Here is a 1,058-nt window from a genome sequence, read left to right as displayed (position 1 = left end):
TAGGGTAAACCAAATGGAGATGCGCGTCAGGAGAAAACTGCCGGATTTGGTGGACGGCTTGAATGGCTATAGAAAGCCCGAAAAGTGGCCGAATAACGCCTGCCATGATCAGATGGGGCGGTGAAGAACGATTAATCAATGAAATCTCGTTGTCCAGGAGAGGCTCGACATAAGGGGTGAGTATTTTTACCTTTCTCTCAACTATCTCGGGGGAAACTCCATTTCTGCAAACATAATCCTTGAAACGCTCTGCCCAAGGCACCGATTGGAAAAAGATCATTTTCGAGTTCTTAAAAAGATAGTCCATTTCTTCCATCATTGCTTTATCATCCTCATCATATTGAATCGACAAATAGAGCATTTTACTTGCCAACTTCTCGTTTATCCGAATAAGGTCTAATGCCAGCTGTCTATTTCGAACAAAAATGAAGTCATAATTTTCTTTATCATCCATTTGAGCTATCTTGCTAGCCTGATTTTCGGATTCATGAAATTTTACATAACGAAAATCAAACCCTTCATAACCGTTTACAAAAAGAAAAGGGAGGACACAATCGATCAGGAACTCCTGGTTTGATGCGGAAGATATTCTCTCAACTTTCTTATCAATCGCTTTTAATAAATTAAGAAGTTGAAGCACATCTCCTTTTGGGCTATATTTCTTAAAATTAGAAGTAAAACAAATTTTCATCAACTAAACCTCCTTGTATGACAAGATTTCGAAATTACCGCTTGGCTAGCAATCTATCATAGATATTTTTCAATTCCTCCGCCTGTTTATCCCCATCAAAGTATTTTCCTACCCATTCTCTACCGGCTAAACCAAAGTGGGGCCAGCGCTCTGGCTCGCTCATCATCTCCATGATTTTTTGCGCTAAATCGGATGGGTTCCCTTCCTCAGCCAGTAATGCGCTTCGTCCTTCATCGACCCCTTCCGGAATACCGCTATGCCGAGTAGATACCACTGGAAGGCCCATTGCCTGTGCTTCCAGAATCGATACCGGAAGACCTTCCATATTACCATCTTGACCAGTAACGCTAGCTAGGCAAAAGATATG

The 1,058-nt window shown here is 41.6% G+C and carries 1 protein-coding gene and 1 pseudogene; both read right to left on the bottom strand.

Translation table 11 applies throughout. From position 1 onward, the window contains the following. A pseudogene (locus tag V7138_RS25195) lies at positions 1 to 691 on the bottom strand (glycosyltransferase family 1 protein); the annotation flags it as partial. 34 nt (positions 692 to 725) lie between these two features. Next, positions 726 to 1,058, bottom strand: a 333-nt coding sequence (locus V7138_RS25190; protein ID WP_335402759.1) for a glycosyltransferase, incomplete at its 5' end; no start/stop codon positions are given.

Origin of the sequence: Bacillus sp. JJ1533, from assembly GCF_036965045.1 — a bacterium.
Lineage (GTDB): Bacteria > Bacillota > Bacilli > Bacillales > Bacillaceae_L > Ferdinandcohnia.
Note: the sequence above shows the minus strand (reverse complement) of the source record. Positions and strands in the feature narration are given on the sequence as shown.